The 21,420-nt window shown below is 72.1% G+C and carries 19 protein-coding genes; 15 read left to right on the top strand and 4 right to left on the bottom strand.

Going from position 1 to position 21,420, the window contains the following annotated elements; translation table 11 throughout:
• Positions 1 to 19: 19 nt before the first annotated feature.
• Positions 20 to 1,456, bottom strand: coding sequence for an MFS transporter (locus tag ABTY62_RS28495; RefSeq protein ID WP_352132264.1), 1,437 nt, complete (start codon positions 1,454 to 1,456; stop codon positions 20 to 22).
• Positions 1,457 to 1,566: 110 nt separating this feature from the next.
• Between ABTY62_RS28495 and ABTY62_RS28490 the strand changes: the two genes are divergently transcribed.
• Both ABTY62_RS28490 and ABTY62_RS28485 read left to right on the top strand, forming a co-directional pair.
• The gene (locus ABTY62_RS28490; protein WP_352132263.1) at positions 1,567 to 2,238 is read left to right on the top strand and encodes a TetR/AcrR family transcriptional regulator; all 672 of its coding nucleotides are present in this window, start codon (positions 1,567 to 1,569) and stop codon (positions 2,236 to 2,238) included.
• A 45-nt stretch (positions 2,239 to 2,283) separates the two neighbouring features.
• A complete protein-coding gene (locus ABTY62_RS28485) occupies positions 2,284 to 3,663 on the top strand; it encodes a rhodanese-like domain-containing protein (RefSeq protein ID WP_352132262.1) in 1,380 nt (459 codons plus the stop codon).
• A gap of 1 nt (position 3,664) precedes the next feature.
• Here the strand turns inward: ABTY62_RS28485 and ABTY62_RS28480 are convergent, their stop codons facing one another.
• Both ABTY62_RS28480 and ABTY62_RS28475 read right to left on the bottom strand, forming a co-directional pair.
• A complete protein-coding gene (locus ABTY62_RS28480; protein WP_352132261.1) occupies positions 3,665 to 4,765 on the bottom strand; it encodes a winged helix DNA-binding domain-containing protein in 1,101 nt (366 codons plus the stop codon).
• 2 nt (positions 4,766 to 4,767) lie between these two features.
• A complete protein-coding gene (locus ABTY62_RS28475; protein ID WP_352132260.1) occupies positions 4,768 to 5,346 on the bottom strand; it encodes a DinB family protein in 579 nt (192 codons plus the stop codon).
• Between the two features lie 99 nt (positions 5,347 to 5,445).
• Here ABTY62_RS28475 and ABTY62_RS28470 point away from each other — a divergent pair, with 99 nt between their 5' ends.
• Positions 5,446 to 6,570, top strand: a complete 1,125-nt coding sequence (locus tag ABTY62_RS28470; protein ID WP_352132259.1) for a helix-turn-helix transcriptional regulator — start codon at positions 5,446 to 5,448, stop codon at positions 6,568 to 6,570.
• A 24-nt stretch (positions 6,571 to 6,594) separates the two neighbouring features.
• Here the strand turns inward: ABTY62_RS28470 and ABTY62_RS28465 are convergent, their stop codons facing one another.
• Positions 6,595 to 7,338 (bottom strand): IclR family transcriptional regulator, encoded by a 744-nt coding sequence (locus ABTY62_RS28465; RefSeq protein ID WP_352132258.1) that lies wholly within the window; start codon positions 7,336 to 7,338, stop codon positions 6,595 to 6,597.
• A 48-nt stretch (positions 7,339 to 7,386) separates the two neighbouring features.
• Here ABTY62_RS28465 and ABTY62_RS28460 point away from each other — a divergent pair, with 48 nt between their 5' ends.
• The 12 genes from ABTY62_RS28460 to ABTY62_RS28405 all read left to right on the top strand — a co-directional run bounded on the left by ABTY62_RS28460 (position 7,387) and on the right by ABTY62_RS28405 (position 21,417).
• Positions 7,387 to 8,502 carry a cupin domain-containing protein gene (locus ABTY62_RS28460; RefSeq protein ID WP_352132257.1) on the top strand — a complete coding sequence of 372 codons (1,116 nt, stop codon included), beginning with the start codon at positions 7,387 to 7,389 and terminating at the stop codon, positions 8,500 to 8,502.
• Positions 8,499 to 9,335 (top strand): fumarylacetoacetate hydrolase family protein, encoded by an 837-nt coding sequence (locus ABTY62_RS28455; RefSeq protein WP_352132256.1) that lies wholly within the window; start codon positions 8,499 to 8,501, stop codon positions 9,333 to 9,335. Before ABTY62_RS28460 ends, ABTY62_RS28455 begins: the two co-directional genes overlap by 4 nt.
• Complete coding sequence (locus tag ABTY62_RS28450; protein ID WP_352132255.1) at positions 9,332 to 10,054, top strand: maleylpyruvate isomerase family mycothiol-dependent enzyme; 723 nt, start codon at positions 9,332 to 9,334, stop codon at positions 10,052 to 10,054. Before ABTY62_RS28455 ends, ABTY62_RS28450 begins: the two co-directional genes overlap by 4 nt.
• Before the next feature lie 142 nt (positions 10,055 to 10,196).
• On the top strand, positions 10,197 to 12,230 hold the full coding sequence (locus ABTY62_RS28445) for a glycoside hydrolase family 127 protein (protein ID WP_352132254.1): 2,034 nt from the start codon (positions 10,197 to 10,199) through the stop codon (positions 12,228 to 12,230).
• A gap of 149 nt (positions 12,231 to 12,379) precedes the next feature.
• Positions 12,380 to 14,077, top strand: coding sequence for an ABC transporter substrate-binding protein (locus tag ABTY62_RS28440; protein WP_352132253.1), 1,698 nt, complete (start codon positions 12,380 to 12,382; stop codon positions 14,075 to 14,077).
• Between the two features lie 5 nt (positions 14,078 to 14,082).
• Positions 14,083 to 15,042, top strand: a complete 960-nt coding sequence (locus ABTY62_RS28435) for an ABC transporter permease (RefSeq protein WP_352132252.1) — start codon at positions 14,083 to 14,085, stop codon at positions 15,040 to 15,042.
• Positions 15,042 to 16,037: an ABC transporter permease gene (locus ABTY62_RS28430; protein WP_352132251.1), complete on the top strand. Its 996-nt coding sequence runs from the start codon at positions 15,042 to 15,044 to the stop codon at positions 16,035 to 16,037. The genes ABTY62_RS28435 and ABTY62_RS28430 overlap by 1 nt, the downstream gene beginning before the upstream one ends.
• Entirely contained in the window at positions 16,034 to 16,936 is a 903-nt protein-coding gene (locus ABTY62_RS28425) for an ABC transporter ATP-binding protein (protein ID WP_352132250.1), read from the top strand. Before ABTY62_RS28430 ends, ABTY62_RS28425 begins: the two co-directional genes overlap by 4 nt.
• Positions 16,933 to 17,886 (top strand): ATP-binding cassette domain-containing protein, encoded by a 954-nt coding sequence (locus ABTY62_RS28420; RefSeq protein ID WP_352132249.1) that lies wholly within the window; start codon positions 16,933 to 16,935, stop codon positions 17,884 to 17,886. The genes ABTY62_RS28425 and ABTY62_RS28420 overlap by 4 nt, the downstream gene beginning before the upstream one ends.
• On the top strand, positions 17,883 to 19,415 hold the full coding sequence (locus tag ABTY62_RS28415) for an aminopeptidase P family protein (RefSeq protein ID WP_352132248.1): 1,533 nt from the start codon (positions 17,883 to 17,885) through the stop codon (positions 19,413 to 19,415). Before ABTY62_RS28420 ends, ABTY62_RS28415 begins: the two co-directional genes overlap by 4 nt.
• A gap of 95 nt (positions 19,416 to 19,510) precedes the next feature.
• Positions 19,511 to 20,419: a dihydrodipicolinate synthase family protein gene (locus tag ABTY62_RS28410; RefSeq protein ID WP_352132247.1), complete on the top strand. Its 909-nt coding sequence runs from the start codon at positions 19,511 to 19,513 to the stop codon at positions 20,417 to 20,419.
• Positions 20,416 to 21,417, top strand: a complete 1,002-nt coding sequence (locus tag ABTY62_RS28405) for a proline racemase family protein (RefSeq protein ID WP_352132246.1) — start codon at positions 20,416 to 20,418, stop codon at positions 21,415 to 21,417. Before ABTY62_RS28410 ends, ABTY62_RS28405 begins: the two co-directional genes overlap by 4 nt.
• Positions 21,418 to 21,420: the final 3 nt, after the last annotated feature.

Below are 21,420 nucleotides of genomic sequence, written 5' to 3'. Positions count from 1 at the left end.
GTGTGCTCCGCTCCTGGTGTCAGTGCACGTGGGGGCCGCCGGACGGCTGCGGCTTGCCGCGCGGTACGAGGAGCAGGGCGACGGGCAGGCTCGCGGCGGCCACGATCGCGCTGAGCGTGAACGCGTCCGTGAAGCCGTCGATCGCTCCGCGCTCGATACCGGCCGCGGCGACCGTGGACATCACGGCCACCCCGACCGAACCGCCCACCTCGTGGAAGGTGTTGACGACACCGGAGGCGAGCCCCGCCTCCTCATGGGCGACCATCGCGAGCGCGGTGGTGGTGGCGGTGACGAAGACCGCGCCGATGCCGAGCGAGGCGACGGCCAGCCCGGGCAGCAGCCTCGCGTACACGCTGCCGTCGGCCGGCAGCCACGCCAACGGCACGGTCCCGGCCGCCGCCACCGCCATGCCCGCCACGGCCGTCGGACGGCTGCCGATCCGGCCCACGAACCGCGACCCGAGGTGGGCGCCGAGGCCGGTGGCCACGGCCACCGGCAGGAACACCAGTCCGGTCTTCAGCGCGTCGAGTCCGCGTGTCCCCTGGAGATAGACCGAGCCGAGGAAGAAGAACGCGATCAGCAGCGCGGTGGCGACGAGCATCAGGAACGCCCCCGCGACCACCGGGCGCCGGGTGAACATCCGCGGGTCCATCAGCGGGGACCGGGCGGCGCGTTCGACGACGACGAACACCGTGTACAGGACGAGCGCCGCGAGCAGCGGCAGTACGGCGGTGACATCGCCCCAGCCCGCGTCCCCCGCCTTCACCAGGCCGTAGATGAGCGACGCGGTGCCCGCGGTGACCAGCACGGCGCCGGGCACGTCGAGCCGGACGGGCTGGGGCGCCCGGCGCGGGAGCAGCGCGGGCAGGGTGGCGAGAGCGAGAACACCGACGGGGACGTTGAGGTAGAAGACCCATTGCCAGCCGGGCCCGTCGGTCAGGACGCCGCCGAGCAGGACCCCGAAGGCCGACCCGGTGCCGCCGATCGCCGCCCAGACCCCCAGGGCCTTGTTCCGCTCCTCGCCCTGGAACGTCGTGGTGACGACGGACAGGGCGGAGGGCGACAGCAGCGCGGCGCCGACGCCCTGGCAGATCCGCCCGGCGAGCAGCGTGGTGGCGCCCGTGGCGACCCCGGTGAGCAGGGACGCCGCGGTGAACACCGCGAGCCCGGCGAGCACCGTGCGATGGGCGCCGAGCGCGTCCGCGAGGCGGCCGCCGAGCAGCATCAGCCCGCCGAAGCAGAGCGTGTAGGCGGTGACGACCCAGGTGAGCGTCTCGCGGCCGAGATCGAGGTCGGCGGCCATGTCGGGCAGAGCGACGTTCACGACGGTGACGTCCAGGATGAGCATGAACTGGGCCAGGCAGAGCAGCGCCAGCATCAGCCAGCGGCGCGGCGGGACTTCCTCGTGGGGCGCGGGCGGATGCTGCGCGTGGGCGGTGTGGTGAGAGTGGCTCATGACGATTCCTCCGTACGGGCCTGACGCACGCGATGCGCGGACACATGAACTGTACGGTTCAGTTCAACTGAACTCAACCGTACAGTTCAGATGCCGGGTAGACTCATGCCATGAGCCCCGAGACGGTCAGGACACCCGCGAAGCAGCCGCCCGCCGGGCCACGCGCCGAAGCCAAGCGGCGGGCCATCGTGACGGCCGCCCGCGCACTGTTTCTGCGCGAGGGCTTCGAGGTGAGCGTCGATCTGATCGCCGCGCGGGCGGGCGTGTCCAAGGTGACCGTCTACAACCATTTCGGCAGCAAGGAAGCCCTGTTCATCGGGGTCGTCAAGGACTCGCTTGACGCGCCGCTCAGCAGCGATCTGGTCGCGGCGATCGACGGACTGGCCGACTCGGACGACCTGCGGGCGGCACTCGTCACCGTGGCCCGGGCCTGGGTGGACGGCATCCACGCCGACCCGGACATCCTCGCCCTGCGGAACGTGGTCGCCCGGGAGCTGCACCGCTTCCCCGAACTCGGCGCCGTATGGCACCAGTCCGGCCCCGAGCACCACCACCCCGCCGTGGCGGGAGCGCTCCGGAGACTGGACGAGGACGGCCGGCTCGCCATCCCCGATATCGAGGTGGCCCTGCTCCAGCTCTACTCGCTCCTGGTCTTCCCGCACCTCGTCTTCAGCGCCTACGGCGCCGACGTCGACGACGGCCTCACCGACCGCCTGATCGCCGGCGGCGTCGACATGTTCCTCGGCCACTACGCACCGCGACCCGCCCGGCCGTCGATTTGACGCCCGAAGTGTCCAGCGTTGTGCTGGGTACGGAAGGGAACGGACGTGGCCAGGAGCCCGGCGGCCGAGGCGGGCGTCATCCAGCTCGCCACGCCCAGCCTGGGAAATCGCAGCTACTTGATCACGGATGGCGCGGTCGCGGTCGCCGTGGACCCGCAGCGTGACATCGAGCGGATCACGGCCGCGCTCGACGCGGGGGCGCTTCGGCTCGGCGCGGTGGTGGAGACCCATCTGCACAACGACTACGTCACGGGCGGTCTGGAGCTGGCCCGCCGCCGCGGTGCCGACTATCTGGTCCCGACGGGTCCGAAGCTGGGCTTCGACGCCGTACGGGCGGGCGACGGGGACGAGTTCCGGGCCGGGGAGCTGCGGATCCAGGTGATCGCCACCCCCGGCCACACCGACCATCACCTCGCGTACGCGTTCGCGCCCGGCGACGGGATGCCGCGGCTCGTCTGCACCGGCGGTTCGGTGCTGTACGGGACGACCGGGCGCACGGACCTGATGGGGGCGGAGCTCGCCGAGCCGCTGGCCCGCCGCCAGTACCGGTCGGCCCGCCACCTGGCCGAGGTGCTGCCCGATGACACCGTGATCCTGCCGACCCACGGCTTCGGGAGCTTCTGTGCCGCGGCGACGGCCGGCGCGGTCGAGCGTTCGACGATCGGCTCGGAGCGCGCCACCAATCCCGTGTTCACCCTGGACGAGGAGGCCTTCGTCTCCGGCGCCCTGGCCGGTCTCGAGCTCTTCCCCGCGTACTACCGCCGGATGGCCGCGATCAATGCCGCCGGGCCGGCCCCCGTGTCCGGCCTCCGCGCCCCCAGCCCCGCGGGCCTGACCGAGGTGGCCAATCGCATCGCGGCCGGGGAGTGGGTGGTGGACGTACGGCCGCGGGCGGACTTCGCGCACACCCATCTGCGGGGCGCCGTGAACATCGACGCCCACGGCGCCTTCGCCACCTATCTGGGCTGGCTGGTGCCGTTCGACGGACCGCTCACCCTGCTGGCCACCGACGCCGAACAGCTCGAAGCCGCCCGGAGGGAGCTGCTCAGGATCGGCTTCGACCATCCCGCGGCCGTCGCCACCGGAAACCCGCCGGCATGGGCGGGCCCCCGGTGGCTGGCCTCCTACCCGCGCACGGACTTCGCCACCCTGGCCACCGCCCTGGCCGGGCGGCCGGTGGAGGTGCTGGACGTCAGGAGCGGCGGCGAGTGGCGGCGCGGACATCTGCCCGGCGCCCGCCACATACCGCTGCCCGAGCTGCCCCGCGCCCTTCCCGCCCTGCCGGACACCGAGATCTGGGTGCACTGTCACAGCGGCTTCAGGGCCGCGATCGCGGCCTCCCTGCTGGCCGCCGCGGGACATCAGGTCGTACTCGTCGACGACACCTTCGAACACGCGCGGCCCGAACGGGCGGGATCACACTGAATCAGCCCGGGGACGAGGCGACGTGCACGCGGTGGCTTTCGTCGTCCGAGAGGAACCCCGCCAGTTCCCGCCCCTCCTCGGCGACCGCGGCGTGTTCGGCCCGGGAGAAACCGCGGAGCGGGGCGACGACCACGGTGTCGGCCGTGACACTCCACGTCGCGGCGACGCGCCCGTCGACCAGCACGACACGCTCGCCGGCGACCGACAGGCCGCGGTGGGCGTCGTCGATGATCCGGCCGCGGTCGTGGTAGCCGAGGATCGCGTTGTCGAAGGCGGGCAGAAACCGCACCGGAGCGGGGGTGTCGGGGTCGGGGCGAGGCGCGCCGGGGAGGTCGAGCAGCTCGCGGCCGCGCTCGTCGCGAAAGGTGACCAGTTCCTCGCGGATCGCGGCCACCGCGGCGGGGAGTCCGGCCAGCCCGCACCAGGCGCGCAGATCCGCCGAGGCCGCGGGGCCGTACGCGGCCAGATAGCGCCGTACCAGCGCCTGGCCGACCGGGTCGGAGCCATCCGGGGCGAGCGGGTCGGGCTTCCGCCCCAGCCAGGAGGAGAGCAGGACGTTGCGCACCCCCGCCTTGGTGCGCCACAGCCCGCGAGGCGGTGTCTGCACCACCGGGACGAGTGCCGCGACCAGCATTTCGCCCAGCGCCCGCGGTTGCGGCGCCGGCCGGTGCGGGGCGACCACCCGCACCAGCTCGGCCATCGTGCGGGGCTCGCCGTCGGCCATCACCGCCCGGCCCGCCTCGCCGAGTTCGTCGAGGTCGATCCCCTCGAACTCACGGCGGTAGGTCCCGAGCACCCGTTGGCGCAGCATGGCGTCATGGCGGGAGCGCCAGCCCAGGACGTCGTCGGCGGTGAGGAGATGGACGGTGCGGCGCATGAGATGGGTCCGTACCACGCTCCGCCCCGTCAGCAGCTCCGAGAGGACCGCCGGATCGAAGGCGCGCAGCCGCGACCAGAGCCCGACGAACGGCTCCTGCGGCTCCTGCGCCTGCATGCCGCACAGGTGGGCGACGGCGTCCAGGGCCGGTAGGTCGGCGCGATCAAGCAGCAACTGCCGGGCCAGCGTCGCGCGGCCCAGGGCCCGGTTGTCCAGAACGGTCACCGTCAGCTCGACTTCCGCCCGTCGAGGGCCTCGCGCAGGATGTCCGCGTGTCCGGCGTGCTGGGCGGTCTCGGCGATGACGTGCATCAGCACCCGGCGCACGCTCCGCACCGCGCCCGGCTCGTTCCAGGGCGCCTCCGGCAGCGGGTGGGTCGCCGACAGGTCGGGCACGGTGGCGATGATCTCCTCGCTCCGGGCGGCGACCCGCTCGTAGCCCTCGAGGATCCCGGCCAGTGTCTCGCCGGGGAGCATCCGGAAGTTGTCCCGGTGGTCGATCGCCCACCGCGGGATCTCGCGTGCGGTACCGCCCGCGAGATCCGCCCAGGTGACGCCGTCGGGCAGGTCGTAACGCAGCGCCGACGGGCCTTCGACCACGAAGCGCAGCCAACCCTCCTCGATGGACGCGACGTGTTTGATCAGCCCGCCCAGGCTCAGCTCGCTGACCGTCGGGCGCTTGGCGGCCGGCTCGTCGCCGAGCTCGCGCACCGTGTTGGTCAGAGCGGATCGCGCGGCGGCGAGCTCGGCGAGCAGGTCGGCCCGCTCGCCGTCGAGGGCTGCGGGGGGCGTGGTGGTGGCAGTCACGGTGTTCGGGTTCCTTCTGGTCGTTCTCGTTCCGGCAGGGACAACCGTGGCAGGGGAAGCGGTCAGGGTGTGGCCGCTTCTCCGGGCACCATGGGCCTCATGCCGAAAACCTCAGCGCGACTGCTGTCCCTGCTCTCCCTGCTCCAGGCGCGCCGGGACTGGCCGGGCCAGTTGCTGGCGGAGCGGCTGGAGGTCAGCCCGCGCACCGTGCGCCGCGACATCGACCGCCTGCGCGAGCTCGGCTACCCGATTTTCACCACCAAGGGCCCGGACGGGGGCTACCGGCTGGAGGCGGGCACGGAACTGCCGCCCCTGCTGTTCGACGACGACCAGGCCGTGGCCCTCGCCGTGGCGCTCCGGACCGCCGCCGCCACCGCCGGTGTCGGCATCGAGGAGGCCGCGGCCCGCGCGCTGAACACCGTCCGGCAGGTGATGCCCGCGCGGCTGCGCCACCGTGTCGACGCCCTGCGGGTCACCGCCGTCGAGAGCCCCGGGGCCCGGCCGAATCCGCAGGTCGACCCCCGGGTGCTCATGACGCTCAGCGCGGCCGTGCGCGCCCGCGAGGTGCTGCGCTTCGACTATGCCCCCGTGTATCCGCCGGGAGCCGCCGACGCCGGGCTCGCCGCCGCGGCTCCGCCGCGCCGGGCGCAGCCACACCACCTCGTCACCTGGGGCGGGCGCTGGTATCTCGTCGCCTGGGACCTCGACCGCGACGACTGGCGCACCTTCCGCGTCGACCGGATCGCCCCGCGCACCCCGACGGGGCCCCGTTTCACCCCGCGCGAACTGCCCGGAGGGGACGTGGCCGCCTTCGTCGCGGGCCGGTTCCGGGGCTCCGACGGGTCCGGCGGCTGGCCCTGCCGCGGCGAGGTGATCCTCGACCTGCCCGCCCGCGAGGTGTCCGGCCACGCCCACGACGGGGTCGTCGAGGAACTCGGCCCGGACCGCTGCCGGCTCGTGCTGGGCTCGTGGTCATGGCCCGCGCTGGCCGCCGCCATCGGCAGGTTCGACGCCGGCATCGAGGTCATCGGGCCGGCCGAGCTCAAGGACGCCTTCGCGCGCCTGGCCCGCCGCTACGCCGACGCCGCGTCAGCGCACTCCACGTCAGAGCACTCCACGTCGGCGCTCTCCGCGGATCGGCGCCGTGGCCGGGTAGTTGCCGTCTCCCCCGCCGATGGTCAGGAAGAGCGGCGCGATCAGCGGGGCGAGGAACTGGGGCAGTGAGCGGTGCGCCCGGCACCGGGCCGGTCAGGCCGCGGAGCGCAGCTCCCGCTCGACGCGGGAGACGGCCCGGTTCAGGGCGGCGACCCAGCCGGAGACGTGGTCCCGGTGGAAGCGGGCGGTCGGCATGGCGATCGCCGCCGCGGCGACGGGCGCTCCCGAGGCGTCGCGGATCGCCGTGGCCAGGGCGGTCAGCCCGGTCTCGGTGCGCTGGTCGTTGATCGCGAAACCGCGCTTGCGGACGAGGGCCAGCTCGCGGCGCAACCGCGGGAGCCCGACGTCGTCGGACCCCCCGTACAGCGCCGCCACCTCCTCGGGAGGCAGCGCGGCGAGAACGGCCTTGCCACCCGAGGTGAGATGGGCCGGCAGCGTACGGCCCTCCCTGCTGCCGACGCGCAGGACCTGGTCGCACTCCACGGAGGCGATGAACCGGGCCTCGGTGCCCGCCAGGACGACGAGGTTGACCGACTCGCGCACGTGGTCGACGAGATCGTGCAGATGCGGCAGCGCCACCTGGCGGAGCAGCGCCACCGGCGCCCGGGACGCGGCGGCCGGGCGCAGTACGTCCCCGGCCTGATAGCGGCGGTCGGGCCGCTGCTCGGCGAACCCCCGGTACACCAGCATCGCGAGCAGTCGGTGTGCGGTGGACGGCGACACCCCCAGCCGCTCCGCCGCGTCGCTGACCCGGAGCGGCCCCTCCTGCTGGAGCAGGGTCGCCAGATGCAGGGCGTGGTCGACGGAGGTGATCGGATAGGGCGGTTCGTTCTTCACAGCAGAAAAACATATCCCATCCCTGAGAACGTCGGCACGATCAAAGTCATGACACCGCTCCCCTCACCGGTGCGCGTCCAGGCCACCGACGCCGCCGATCAGCCGGAACGCACACCCCAACTGGAGGCGCTCTACCGGGAGTTCGAGCAGCAGCTCCTCGTCCCGCTGTGGACCGGGATCGGTGAGCTGATGCCGGCCCACCCCTCCTCCCGGGCCCTGCCGCACCTGTGGCGCTGGAACGACCTGCTTCCCTCGGCCGAGCGGGCGGGGCGGCTGGTCCCGGTCGGCCGGGGCGGCGAACGCCGCGCCATCGCGCTGGCCAACCCGGGGCTCGGCGGTCAGCCGTTCGCGACGCCGACGCTGTGGGCGGCGATCCAGTACCTCAACCCCCACGAGGACGCGCCGGTCCACCGCCACACCCAGCACGCCTTCCGCTTCGTGGTCGAGGGCGAGGGGGTGTGGACCGTGGTCGACGGCGACCCGGTGGCCATGCGGCGCGGCGACTTCCTGCCGCAGCCCGGCTGGCACTGGCACGCCCACCTCAACCACAGCGACCGCCCGATGGCCTGGATCGACGGGCTGGACATCCCGTTCCAGCACTACACGGACGCGACCTTCTTCGCCTTCGGACCCGACAAGCCGGAGACCCGCGGCACACCGCCGCGCTCGTCCTCCGAGCGGCTGTGGTCCCACCCCGGGCTGCGCCCGCTGACCCATCTGCACCCCACCCCGGCCACCCCGCTGCTGGCCTACCGGTGGGAACACACCGACGACGCGCTCCGCGAGCAGCTGGCCCTGGAACGCGAGGGCCACGACGTGACCGTCGAGCCCGGCCACGCCGCGGTGCGCTACACCAACCCGACCACGGGCGGGGACGTCATGCCGACGCTGCGCACCGAGTTCCACCGGCTGGCGCCGGACACCGCGACGGCCACCCGGCGCGAGGTCGGCTCCTCGGTGTTCCAGGTGTTCGACGGCACCGGCGAGGTCACGGTCGGCGCGTCCCGCTGGACCGTCGAGCGCGGCGACCTGTTCGTCGTCCCCTCGTGGCAGCCGCTCACCGTGGCGACCGAGCGGGGCCTTGACCTGTTCCGGTTCTCCGACGCGCCGATCTTCGAACGACTGCATCTCCACCGCTCCCACCAGGAAGGCGACCGAGCATGAAGCTGGCGACCGTACGCACCGAGGGCGGGTTCCGCACGGTCCGTGTCGAGCCCGACGGCCAGGTCGACATCGGCCCCGGCGACGTGGGCGAGCTGCTCACCCGGGCGGACTGGCGGACGGTCGCGGCAGCCGCCACCGGCGACCTCCTGCCGATCGAACCCGCCCGGCTCGCCCCGGTCGTCCCCCGCCCCGGCAAGATCGTCTGTGTGGGGCTCAACTACCGTACGCACATCACGGAGATGGGCCGCGATCTGCCCGAGTTCCCCACGCTCTTCGCCAAGTTCCCCGAGGCGCTGATCGGCCCGAACGACCCGCTGACCCTGCCGCCCGAGTCCGACGCGGTGGACTGGGAGGCCGAGCTCGTCGTGGTCGTCGGCCGGCGTGTCCGGCGCGCCGACCGCGCCACCGCGGCGGCCGCCATCGCCGGATACACCATCCTCAACGATGTGACCTTGCGCGACTGGCAGTTCCGCACCCGCGAGTGGCTCCAGGGCAAGACCTGGGAGGACACCACTCCGCTCGGCCCCTGCCTGGTCACCCCGGACGAGCTGGCCCCCGACGCCGAGATCAGCTGCACCCTCGACGACGAGGTCGTCCAGAAGTCCACCATCGGCGATCTGCTCTTCGACCCGGCCGACCTGATCGCCTATGTGTCGACCATCGTCACCCTCAACCCGGGCGACCTGATCGCCACCGGCACCACCGGAGGGGTGGGCCACGCACGCAAGCCACCGCGCTATCTGCGGGACGGCCAGCGCCTGGTCACCCGTATCGAGGGCATCGGCGAGCTGGTCACCCCGGTGCGGCGCGCGGCACCGGACACCGCGTCATGAGCGCCACCGCACCGGCGACGTATCTGCGCTGGATGGCGCAGGGACACGAGTACTTCACCGCCCGCCTCGAAGCCATCGGCGACGAGCGGCTGGACGGGCCGAGCACCCTGCCCGGCTGGTCCGGCAGACACCTGCTGTCCCACGTCGGCCACAACGCGACGGCGCTGGCCCGGCTGGCGCACTGGGCGGCCACCGGGGAGCCGACGCCGATGTACCCGAGCCCGTCCGCCCGCGCCGAGGAGATCGAGTCCGGCGCGCGATGGCCCGCGAGCCGGCTGCGCGACTTCGTCGAGGAGGAACAGGAACACCTGGGCACCGCGCTCGGCAAGATCACCGACGAGGGGTGGCGGGCCGAGGTGGTCACGGCCCAGGGCCGGACCGTGCCCGCGGCCACGATCCCCTGGCTGCGCTGTCGCGAGGTGTGGATCCACGCGTGCGATCTGCCGGACGGCGGCGACTTCACGGCCTTCCCCGACGATCTGCTCGACGCGCTGATCGGCGACGCCCTGACCCGCCGGCGCGGCGCGCAGGGGGTCGAGTTGGACGTACGGGCCACCGACCGCGAAACCGGTGGCGACACCGGTGAGGCCGGTGGCGCGGCGGTCCGCGTCGAGGGACGCGCCGCCGATCTCGCGCGGTGGCTCACCGGCCGCGGGCGGGCCCAGGGTCTGCACATCGCCACGGGGGCGCCGCTGCCGCAACTGCCGCCCTGGCTGTGACCCGAGGCGTGCCCGGCCGCTGGGCGAACCCGGCCGGGCTGCCTCCGGGTTTCACGGAAGTTTCTCTTCCGTCGAACACCTTGGCATGTCCCGCATCACTGTTTATGGTTCAGTGCAATGCTACACAGCACTGGAGATGCGAATGGATGATCGGGATTCCCTGGACCGATCCCCGCGTGACGCCGTCGGACGGACCGGCGCGGTGGCTCCGCTGGCCCCCGGAGAGGTGACACCCCTGGGCGGCTCACGGGTGCGGATCACCGGGGGGCTGCTGGCCGACTGGCAGCGGCGCAACCGCGAGGCCACCGTGCCGCACACGCTCGAACAGCTCGAGAAGGCGGGCAACCTGGAGAACCTCCGTCGTCTGCTGCCCACGAAGCTCGCGGAGAATGAGCAGGTCAGGCCCTATCAAGGCCGGTATCCGTTTCTGGACACCGACCTCTACAAGACCCTGGAGGGGCTGGCCTACGAACTGGCGCGGCCGGACGAGGGCGGCGACCTGGACGGGCAGGTGATGCGGGACTTCTACGAGGAGACCGTGGGGCTGCTGGAGCGTGTCCAGGCCCCGGACGGCTACCTCAACTCCTTCTTCCAGGACCCCGACTGTGCCAAGGCCCCCTGGGAAGATCTTGCATGGGGCCATGAAATGTACAACCTCGGCCACCTCGCACAGGCCGCGGTCGCCGCCCACCGGCAGCTCGGCGACCGACGCCTGCTGGATGTGGCCATCCGCTTCGCGGACCTGGTGGTGGAGCGCTACGGCCCGACGGGCGAGGAGGCGGTCTGCGGCCACCCCGAAGTCGAGATGGCTCTGGTGGAGCTCTACCGGGAGACCGGCGACGAGAGATATCTGACCCAGGCCCGGCTGTTCGTGGACCGCCGCGGCCGCGGCACCGTGGTGTCACGGGTCTTCGGCTCCCAGTACTTCCAGGACCATGTGCCGCTGCGCGAACTCCCGTCGGTCACCGGACACGCGGTGCGGATGACCTACCTGGCCGCCGGCGCCGCCGATGTGTACCGGGAGACCGGCGACCGGGAACTGCTCGACGCGCTGCGGCGGCTGTGGGACGACATGGTGGCCACCAAGCTGTATGTGACGGGCGGGCTGGGCAGCCGCCACTCCGACGAAGCCGTGGGCGACCGCTACGAACTCCCCTCCGAGCGCTCCTACAGCGAGACCTGTGCCGCCATCGGCACCATGCAGTGGGCCTGGCGGATGTTCCTGGCCACCGGTGACGCCCACTACCCCGACGTCCTGGAACGCGTCCTGTACAACGCGTTCGCGGTGGGCCCCGCGGCGGACGGGCGCGCCTTCTTCTACGACAACCCGTTGCAGCGGCGCGCCGACCACGACCAGCGCAGCGGTGCCGAGGAGGGCGGTGAGGCACTGCGCCGGGCCTGGTTCGGCTGTCCCTGCTGTCCTCCCAACGTGGTGCGCTGGATGGCCCAGCTCGCCGACTTCCTGGTCGCCGAGCGCGCCGGAGAACTGCTGGTCGCGGGGTATGCGCAGGCTCATGTGGACGGGACGGAGGTCGCGCTGGACATGGCGACCGGCTATCCCTGGGACGGCGAGGTGCGGCTCACCGTGCGCCGGGCGCCCGACCGGCCGTACCGGATCTCGCTCCGGGTGCCCGGCTGGGCGGACGCCGGGCGGACCGGGCTCACGGTGGGCGACGAGGCCGTGTCCGAGGAGGTGCCGGCCGGGACCGCGGTGGACGGCTGGCTCACCGTCGAACGGCTCTGGCGCCCGGGTGACGAGCTGCGGCTGAGCCTGCCCATGCCGGTCCGCGGCCACGTCTCCCATCCCCACCTGGACGCGACGCGTGGCGCGGTCGCGGTGGCCCGCGGCCCGCTGGTCTACTGCGTGGAGCAGCAGGACTGCCCGGCCGACGTCGACGACGTGGTGATCGGCGCGGAGCACCTCGCGGCCGCCGAGACCGTCGTCGCCCCGGAGTCCGACGGCGGTGGGCCGGAGGGTGCGGTGCTGATCCGGGTGGCGGCGGACGTCGCGCCGCCGCGGTCACCGGAGTTGTATCCCGTGCTCACGGACGGACCGCGAGAAGCCTCCCCCGACACCGATACCAGCACCAGCGCCGCTGACATGCTGCTCGTTCCGTACTTCGCGTGGGGCAACCGGGAGCCCGGCCCCATGCGCGTGTGGATCAGGAACGTCTGACCAGCCTCCCCCTGGTTCCCCTGATCCTCTGGTCCTCCTGGACCCCGGCCCCCAGGCCGCAGGCACGTCACCCGTACCCCCCTTTACTCGCACCTCCCCCACGTGTGCGTCCCCTTGTCCGCGCGTCACTCACTTCCGGAGAAGGCCCCATGAGAAGAGCCGTCCTGTCCTGTGCCGCCCTGTGCACCGCCATTCCCCTGACCCTCACCGCCTGTAGCGGAGGCGGACCCGCCGCCTCTGGCCAGGCCAAGCCCACCGCGGACCCCGCCACCGGCGGCACGGTGCACTTCCTGGAGAAGCCCGACTTCTCGCACCTCGATCCGGCACGCGGCTTCGACGGCGGGGTCAACAACTTCTACCGCCTGATCTACCGCACCCTCACCACCCGGGAGGCGACCGGTCCGCACAACGACGGGACGAAGATCGTCGGCGATCTGGCCACCGACACCGGCCGCCCGTCCGATGACAACAAAACCTGGACCTTCACTCTCAAGAAGGGGCTGTTCTTCCAGAACGGCGCCCCGATCACCAGCCAGGACGTCAAGTTCGGCGTGGAGCGGGCCTGGGATCCCGACGCCGGGATCGGCTCGCCCTACGCCAAGCAGGTCATCGCCGCGCCCGCCGACTACGAGGGCCCCTACCGGTCGGGCGATCTGAACACCATCGAGACCCCCGACAAGCGCACCATCGTCTTCCATCTCAAGAAGTCCTATCCGCAGTTCTCCAGCGTGGTCGCACAGCCGAACTTCACCCCCTTCCCCAAGGGCACCGGCGCCAAGGCCGTCTTCGACACCAAGCCGATCGCCTCCGGCCCGTACCGGGTGGCGAGCTACCGGCGGGGCTCGTCGCTCGAACTGGTCCGCAACAAGCACTGGAAGCGCTCCACCGACACGGTGCGCGCCGCCCGCCCGGACAGTTTCGTCTGGACCTTCGGGCTGGACGCGGCGACCATCGACGAGCGCCTGATAGCCGGGCAGGGCAAGGACATCAACGCCGTCGGTCCCAAGGTGCAGCCCGCCACCATCGCCCGGCTCCGCACACCGCAGCTCAAGCAGCGCACGCTCTCCGGCGTGACCGGCTGCACTACGTACATGAGCCTGAACACCACCAAGGGGCCGCTCCGCGACGTCCGGGTGCGCCAGGCGATCGAGTACGCCGTCAACAAGCAGACCACGGTGGACGCGCTCGGCGGCTCCTCCCTGGCGACCGCGGCCACCTCCATCCAGCCCCCGTCGATTCCCGGCCGCGATGCCACGGATGTGTATCCCTCCAAGGACGGCACCGGCGATCCGGCCGCCGCCCGCAAACTGCTGGCCGAGGCCGGCCAGTCCAAGGGCTTCACCCTCACGGTGGACGCCCGGGCCAACCCCACCGAGCAGGCGGTGGCGGTGGCCGTCCAGCAGGGGCTGAAGCGGGTGGGCATCAAGGTGAAGATCAACACCATTGACACCTCGACGTTCTACGAGGTCATCGGCACGCCCTCGCAGCAGCACGACGCGGCGCTCACCGGCTGGTGCCCGGACTGGCCGGGCGGCACCACCTTCCTGCCGCCGCTCTTCGACGGACGCCTCATCTCCGACAAGGGCAACTCGGTGCTCTCCATGCTCAACGACAAGAAGATCGAGAAGCGCATCGACGAGATCGCGGCCATGGACGACGAAACCGCGCAGAACAAGGCCTACGGCAAGCTCGACGCCGAGATCATGAAGCTCGCCCCGATCGTGCCGCTCAACTACTCCAAGACCGTGCTGGTGGTCGGCAGCAACATCGCGGGCGCGCACACCTCGATCTCGTACAGCGGCGGCATCGACCTGGTCGGCGTCGGCCTCGCCGACCCGAAGAAGTAGCCCGTATGGCGACCACCTCCCTGCACGAGGCGCAGCCCGGGCTGCCCACGGGACCGCCCGGCGGCGCGCCGGGCGGGGGCACCGGACGGCGCGTACTGCGCGAGTTGCGGCGTGACCCCGGGGCCGTCCTCAGCTCCGCGTTTCTCGCCCTGCTCGTCCTGATGGCCCTGTGCGCGCCGCTGATCAGCGCGTTGACCGGGCATGGCCCGGACACCTTCGACAGCGCGGCCGTCGACAAGGACCTGGGCGGCCTGCCCAAGGGGTCCCTCGGCGGCATCAGCTCCGACCACTGGCTGGGCGTGGAGCCGCAGAACGGCCGGGACATCCTGGCCCGGATCGCCTACGGGGCCCGGATCTCGCTCCTGATCGCCGTCTCCGCCACGCTGCTGACCACCGTCATCGGCCTGGTGCTCGGTCTGCTGGCCGGGTTCTACGGCCGGTGGGTGGACCAGGCCATCTCCCGGCTGATGGACTTTCTGATGGCCTTTCCGGCCCTGATCTTCATGATCGCGGTGCTGTCCGCCCTGCCGGCCGGCAACCGTCCGGTGCTGCTGGTGATCGTGTTGAGCGTCTTCGGCTGGCCGTATCTGGCGCGTGTGGTGCGCGGCCAGACGCTGACCCTGACCGGGCGGGAGTTCGTCGAGGCGGCACGGGCCTCCGGGGCGAGCAGCCGGGCGCTGATCTTCTCGGAGATCCTGCCCAATCTGCGCAGCACCATCATCGTGATGACCACGCTCGCGGTGCCCGGATACATCGGCACCGAGGCCGGGCTCTCCTTCCTCGGTGTCGGGGTCACCCCGCCGACCGCGTCCTGGGGGCAGATGATCGCCGCCTCGGTCAGCTGGTACCAGGTGGACCCGATGTACTTCGTGATCCCCGGCACCTTCCTGTTCTGCACCGTGCTGGCCCTGACCGTGGTGGGCGACCGGCTGCGGCACGCCCTGGACGCGGGGGAGGCCTCCTGATGCTCCGCTATGTCGTGGGCCGGCTCGCCTGGGTGCTGGTCATCCTGCTGGCCGTCTGTGTGTTCACCTATGTCATCTTCTTCCAGCTCTCGCCGGACCCGGCGGTGATGGTCTGCGGCAAGACCTGCACGCCGGAACGCATCGACACGATCCGGACCTCGCTCGGGCTCGACCGCCCCTTCCTCGAGCAGCTGTGGGACTTCCTGCGCGGCATCGTGGCCGGGCGCGACTACGGGTCGGGCGTCAATCAGGTCCACTGCCCCGCCCCCTGTCTCGGCTACAGCTTCCAGAGCGGCCAGTCGGTGTGGGAGATGGTCACGGAGCGGCTTCCGGTGAGCGTCACCGTCGCCGTCGGGGCGGCCGTGCTCTGGCTGGTCGGCGGGATCATCTGCGGGCTGCTGAGCGGGGTCAAGGAGGGCACGTGGTGGGACCGCGGCAGCATGGCGCTGGCGCTCGGCGGTTCCAGCATCCCCCCGTATGTGCTGGCCCTGGCGCTCCAGTACCTGCTGGTGGTCAAGTGGCAGCTGCTGCCGTTCCCTGCGGCGGTCCCGTTCGGCGACGATCCGGGGGCGTGGTTCCAGTCGTATCTGATGCCGTGGATCGTGCTCGCCGTCGGATACGCGTGTCTGTACGCCCGGATGACCCGGGCCAATGTGATCGACACGCTCGCCGAGAACTTCATGCGCACGGCCCGCGCCAAGGGGCTCCGGCCGGTGCTGATACTCCGCCGGCACGCGCTGCGGCCGGCGCTCACCCCGATCGTCACCATCTTCGGGATGGACTTCGCCGGTCTCCTCGGCGGCGCCCTCATCACCGAGACGGTCTTCGGTCTCAACGGTGTGGGCAAGATGGCCTCGGACGCGATCGCGAAGAACGACCAGCCGGTGATCATGGCGGTCACGCTGCTGGCGGCGTTCTTCGTCGTGATCGGCAACGTCGTGGTCGATCTGCTCTACACCGCGCTGGACCCGCGCGTAAGGATCACCTCGTCATGACCGAATCATCGGCCCACCGGGCCGGACCGGACGACTCCGCGGACCTGCTGGTCGTGGAAGGCCTGACCGTGACCTTCCCGACCACCCGCGGACCGGTGGACGTCGTCCGCGAGAACACCTTCACCCTGCGGCCCAATGAAACCCTGGGGATCGTCGGCGAGTCCGGCTCGGGCAAGTCCATGACGGCGCTCGCCGTCATGGGGCTGCTCCCGCGGACCGCGCGGACCAGCGGCAGCATCCGGTTCCGGGGCACCGAGCTGCTCGGCCGCCCGGACGCGGAGCTGCGCCGGCTGCGCGGAAACGTGATGTCCATGGTGTTCCAGGACCCGCTGTCCTCGCTCAACCCCTACTACACCGTCGGCCTCCAGATCGCCGAGGTCTACCAGTGCCACCGCGGCGGCTCGCGCCGCGCAGCGCGCCGGATGGCCATCGACGCGCTCGGCCGGGTCGGCATCCCGGACCCGGCCGAGCGGGTCGACCGCTACCCGCACCAGTTCTCCGGCGGGCAGCGTCAGCGCATCATGATCGCGATGGCGCTGATCTGCGAGCCCGCCCTGCTCATCGCGGACGAGCCGACCACCGCGCTGGATGTCACCGTGCAGTCGCAGATCCTCGATCTGCTGGCCGAGCTGAAGCGGCAGACCGGCACCGGCATGCTCTTCATCACCCACGACCTGGCGGTGATCGCCTCGATCGCCCAGCGGGTGCTGGTGATGCGCGACGGGGAGCAGCTCGAGTACGCCGACACGGAGCGGGTCTTCTCCGCGCCGCGCCACCCCTACACCCGGATGCTGCTGGAGAGCATCCCGCGCATCGACGACGAACTGGCCGCGCCGGGCGTCGTGTCGCCGACACCCCGACCGGCCCATCCCGCCCCGGAACAGGAGGATCCCCGGTGACCGGCAGCCGAGGCAGCCAAGCTGACGTATCGCCCCTGCTGCGCGCCCGCGAGCTCACCAAGCGCTTCACCACGCGGGCCGGGGGCGGTCCGCTGGGGCGCAAGTCGGTGTTCACCGCGGTGGACTCGGTCAGCTTCGAGGTGTTTCCGCATGAGACGCTGGCGCTGGTGGGCGAGTCCGGCAGCGGGAAGTCCACCACCGCGCGGCTGGTGGCCAAGCTGATGGAACCCACCGACGGCACCATCGAGTTCGCGGGGCGGGACGTCACCCATGCGCGCGGTCCTGACCTGGCCCGGTTCCGCAACGACGTGCAGGTCGTCTTCCAGGACCCCTTCTCATCGCTCAACCCCCGCCACACCGTGGAGCGCATCCTCACCGCGCCCCTGGTCTACCAGGGGCTCCCCATCCCCGGCGGGCGGCGGGCCTTCGCCGGCGAGCTGATGGAACGGGTCGGCCTGAACCCGGACCATCTGCACCGCTATCCGGCGCAGTTCTCCGGTGGACAGGCCCAGCGGATCGGCATCGCCCGCGCCCTCGCGGTCGCGCCCAAGCTGGTGATCTGCGACGAGGCGGTCTCCGCGCTGGATGTGTCGGTGCAGGCACAGGTGATGGACCTGCTGCTGCGTCTCCAGCGGGAGAGCGGCTTCTCGTACCTGTTCATCGCCCACGACCTCGCCGTGGTGCGCCGGATTTCGCATCGCATCGCGGTCATGAAACAGGGCATCATCGTGGAGTCCGGGCCCTGCGCGGAGGTCTTCGAACACCCCCGGGACCCGTACACCCGCACCCTGCTGGCCGCGATACCCCGCATCGACCCGGAATGGGACCGCCGTCGCCGCGAGGGCGCCGCTCCCCCCGGGGAGCCGCCGGCGGCCACCGGGTCCCGGGGCGGCTCCGCCCCGGGACCGAAGCCCCCGTCCACCACCGCCTCGCACGAGGAGCTGCTATGACCGACGACCTGTCAACCCGCTCCCTGACCGCCCCCGCCACCGACGGCCAGGCCCCCGTATCGCAACCTGCCCCGCAGTCGGACTCGCAGCCCGCGCCGCAACCCGTGTCGCAGTCGGCGCCGCGGCCCGCGAAGCCGGACCCGCGCATGCCCCGGCTGGCCGAGCTGCCCTCCTTCCTGGCGTTCATGGCGGAGGGCTGGGACACCCCCGACCGCAGCGCGCAGACCGTGCCGGGGGCTGCGGAGGCCGCCGCGCACCACCGGGCGCGGCTCAGCGCCGCCCACCCGGGACAGCCGGTCGTGGTCGCCGCCGGGCAGGCCCCGGTGCGCTCCAACGACACCCGCTACGACTTCCGCCCGGACAGCGATTTCTTCTGGCTGACCGGGTGCGGGGTGGAGCACGGCGTGCTGGTGATGCGGCCCGTGCCGGGGGGCCATGACGCCACCCTCCATCTGCCCGAGCCGGCCCGCCCCGGCCACCCGGGGTTCTTCGCCGACGCCGAGCACGGCGAGCTGTGGGTCGGCGGCGCGCCCGGGCTCGCCGAGTGGAGCGGTGCGCTGGGCCTGGACGTCCGTCCGCTGGGCGAGCTCGACGCCGCGCTCGGCGGGCTGGAGAAGCCGCTGCTGACCGGCGGGCTGGACCGCGACACCGCGCTCCGCCACGGCCTCGGCCCGTCCGCCGACCTGGGCCGTACGCTGTCCGAGCTGCGCATGATCAAGGACGACTGGGAGATCGGCCAGCTCCGGGAGGCCGTGGACCGTACCGTCGAGGGATTCGCCGCCGTGGTGCGCGAGTTCCCGGCGGCCGTCGCGGGCGGCGGTGAGCGCTGGCTCCAGGGCACCTTCGACCGCTACGCCCGTACGCACGGCAACGGCCCCGGCTACGCGTCCATCGTGGGCAGCGCCGGCCACGCGGCCACCCTGCACTGGGTGCGGTGCGACGGCCCGGTGGTGGAGGACAAGCCGGTGCTGCTGGACCTGGGCGTGGAGACCAACAGCTACTACACCGCGGATGTGACCCGAACCTTCCCGGCCTCGGGCGAGTTCAGCCCCGCCCAGCGCGCCGTGCACGACCTGGTGGAGCGGGCGCACCGGGCGGGCCTGGCCGCCGTCGCCCCGGGCCGGAACTTCTCCGACTTCCACACCGCCGCCATGGAGGTGGTGGCGCGGGGGCTCCACGACTGGGGGCTGCTGCCGGTCTCCGTCGACGAGGCGCTGTCCCCGCAGGGCCAGCACCACCGGCGCTATCTGGTCTGCGGCATCGGCCACCACCTGGGGCTCGATGTGCACGACTGCGCGCGGGCGGACTACGGGGCCTACCAGGGGGCGCGGATGGCGCCCGGCATGGTGCTCACCGTGGAGCCCGGGCTGTACTTCCACGAGCACGACCTCACCCTCCCGCCGGAGCTCCGCGGGATCGGAATGCGCATCGAGGACGATCTGCTGGTCACCGAGGACGGCACGGATGTGCTGTCCTCGGCCCTGCCGCTCGACGCGACGGGTTTGGAGCGCTGGATGACGACGCGGTGAGCCGTCGCTCGGAATCCCCGGCCGATGGCCCATCGGCCGGGGGGTCGTCACGAGTCGACACGTCGTATGTAACATTGCACTATCAAGGAGGACCCATGACTGCTGCCCCCGACAAGCCCTGGCGCGGTGTTCACGTCGCGACACCGCTGCCGCTGCGCAACGACCTCTCCATCGACTACGACGCCTACGCGGAGCACGTCCGCTTCCTCGCCGAGGGCGGCTGTGACGGCGTCTGCCCCAACGGCTCCCTCGGCGAGTACCAGACGCTGTCCGACGAGGAGCGCGCCCGGATGGTGCGCACCGCCGTCGAGGCATCCCCCGAGGGCCACACCGTGATGCCCGGCGTGTCCGCGTACGGCGCGCTGGAGGCCCGCCGGTGGACCGAGCAGGCGGCCGAGGCGGGCGCCGCCTCGGTGCTGCTGCTGCCGCCCAACACCTACCGTGCCGACCGCGAGGCCGTGGTGGGGCACTACCGCGAGGCGGCCGCGGTCGGCCTTCCGGTGGTCGCCTACAACAACCCCTTCGACACCAGGGTCGATCTCACCCCCGAGCTGCTGGCCGAACTGCACGGCGAGGGCCTGATCGTGGCGGTCAAGGAGTTCAGCGGAGATGTCCGCCGCGCCTATGAGCTGGCCGAACTCGCCCCCGGCCTCGACCTGATCATCGGCGCCGACGACGTGCTGCTCGAGCTGGGACTGGCCGGGGCGGTCGGCTGGATCGCCGGCTACCCGGGCGTCCTCCCGGAGAGCTGCGTGGAGCTCTACCGGCTCGCCACCTCCGGCGAACCCGCCGACATCGCCAAGGCCCTGCCGCTCTACCGCGATCTGCACCCGTTGCTGCGCTGGGACTCCAAGACCGAGTTCGTCCAGTCCATCAAGCTGTCCATGGATGTCGTCGGGTTGCGCGGCGGCCCCTGCCGCCCGCCGCGCACTCCGCTCCCGCCCGAGATCACCGAGCGGGTCGTCCGGGACACCGAGGCCGCTGTCGCCAAGGGATACAAGTGAGATCCAGCCGCGTCTTCCACACCGTCGAATCACACACCGAGGGCATGCCCACCCGGGTCGTGGTCGGCGGAGTGGGCGTCATCCCGGGCGACACGATGGCCGAGCGCCGCACGTGGTTCATGGCGAACCGCGACGATGTGCGCACGCTGCTGATGTACGAGCCGCGCGGCCACGCGGCGATGAGCGGTGCCATCCTCCAGCCGCCGACCACCCCGGAGGCCGACTGGGGCGTGCTGTTCATCGAGGTCTCCGGGCTGCTGCCGATGTGCGGCCACGGCACCATCGGGGTCGCCACGGTGCTGGTGGAAACCGGCATGGTGGAGGTGCGCGAACCGGTCACCGTCATCCGCCTGGACACCCCGGCCGGGCTGGTGACGGCCGAGGTGGCGGTGCAGGACGGCCGCGCGCGTTCGGTGACCCTCCGGAACGTGGACTCGTTCGCCCACGCCCTGGATCGCACGGTCAAGGTGCCCGGCCTCGGCGAGGTCCGTTACGATCTGGCCTTCGGCGGCAACTTCTACGCCATCGTCGATCTGGCCGAGCTGGGCCTGCCGTTCGACCGGGGGGCCGCCGGCGAACTGCTGGCGGCGGGCAAGGGGATCATGGCCGCGATCAACGAGAGCGATGAGCCGGTCCACCCCGGCCGCCCCGACATCCACGGCTGCCACCACGTCTACCTCAAGGCGCCCGGCTCGACCGCGGCACACTCCCGGCACGCCATGGCCATCCACCCCGGTTGGTTCGACCGCTCGCCGTGCGGCACCGGCACCAGTGCCCGCATGGCCCAGCTCCACGCGCGCGGCGAACTGGCCCTGGGGGCCGAGTTTGTGAACGAGTCCTTCATCGGCACACGCTTCGTCGGCCGGCTGATCGAGGAGACCGAGGTGGCCGGGCGACCCGCCGTGGTGCCTACCATCACCGGACGGGCGTGGGTCACCGGCACCTCTCAGTTCACATTGGATCCGGACGACCCGTTTCCGGCCGGATTCCTGTTGTAGAAA

It is taken from the genome of Streptomyces sp. NPDC097640 (genome assembly GCF_040302705.1).
Classification (GTDB): domain Bacteria; phylum Actinomycetota; class Actinomycetes; order Streptomycetales; family Streptomycetaceae; genus Streptomyces.
Note: the sequence above shows the minus strand (reverse complement) of the source record. Positions and strands in the feature narration are given on the sequence as shown.

Excerpts from the sequence above, each read along its gene's own strand:
- ABTY62_RS28430 (WP_352132251.1), top strand. The coding sequence starts at position 15,042 with ATGCTCCGCTATGTCGTGGGCCGGCTCGCCTGGGTGCTGGTCATCCTG.
- ABTY62_RS28410 (WP_352132247.1), top strand. The coding sequence starts at position 19,511 with ATGACTGCTGCCCCCGACAAGCCCTGGCGCGGTGTTCACGTCGCGACA.
- ABTY62_RS28470 (WP_352132259.1), top strand. The coding sequence starts at position 5,446 with ATGCCGAAAACCTCAGCGCGACTGCTGTCCCTGCTCTCCCTGCTCCAG.
- ABTY62_RS28455 (WP_352132256.1), top strand. The coding sequence starts at position 8,499 with ATGAAGCTGGCGACCGTACGCACCGAGGGCGGGTTCCGCACGGTCCGT.
- ABTY62_RS28445 (WP_352132254.1), top strand. The coding sequence starts at position 10,197 with ATGGATGATCGGGATTCCCTGGACCGATCCCCGCGTGACGCCGTCGGA.
- ABTY62_RS28435 (WP_352132252.1), top strand. The coding sequence starts at position 14,083 with ATGGCGACCACCTCCCTGCACGAGGCGCAGCCCGGGCTGCCCACGGGA.
- ABTY62_RS28425 (WP_352132250.1), top strand. The coding sequence starts at position 16,034 with ATGACCGAATCATCGGCCCACCGGGCCGGACCGGACGACTCCGCGGAC.
- ABTY62_RS28450 (WP_352132255.1), top strand. The coding sequence starts at position 9,332 with ATGAGCGCCACCGCACCGGCGACGTATCTGCGCTGGATGGCGCAGGGA.
- ABTY62_RS28495 (WP_352132264.1), bottom strand. The coding sequence starts at position 1,456 with ATGAGCCACTCTCACCACACCGCCCACGCGCAGCATCCGCCCGCGCCC.
- ABTY62_RS28460 (WP_352132257.1), top strand. The coding sequence starts at position 7,387 with ATGACACCGCTCCCCTCACCGGTGCGCGTCCAGGCCACCGACGCCGCC.
- ABTY62_RS28440 (WP_352132253.1), top strand. The coding sequence starts at position 12,380 with ATGAGAAGAGCCGTCCTGTCCTGTGCCGCCCTGTGCACCGCCATTCCC.
- ABTY62_RS28490 (WP_352132263.1), top strand. The coding sequence starts at position 1,567 with ATGAGCCCCGAGACGGTCAGGACACCCGCGAAGCAGCCGCCCGCCGGG.
- ABTY62_RS28415 (WP_352132248.1), top strand. The coding sequence starts at position 17,883 with ATGACCGACGACCTGTCAACCCGCTCCCTGACCGCCCCCGCCACCGAC.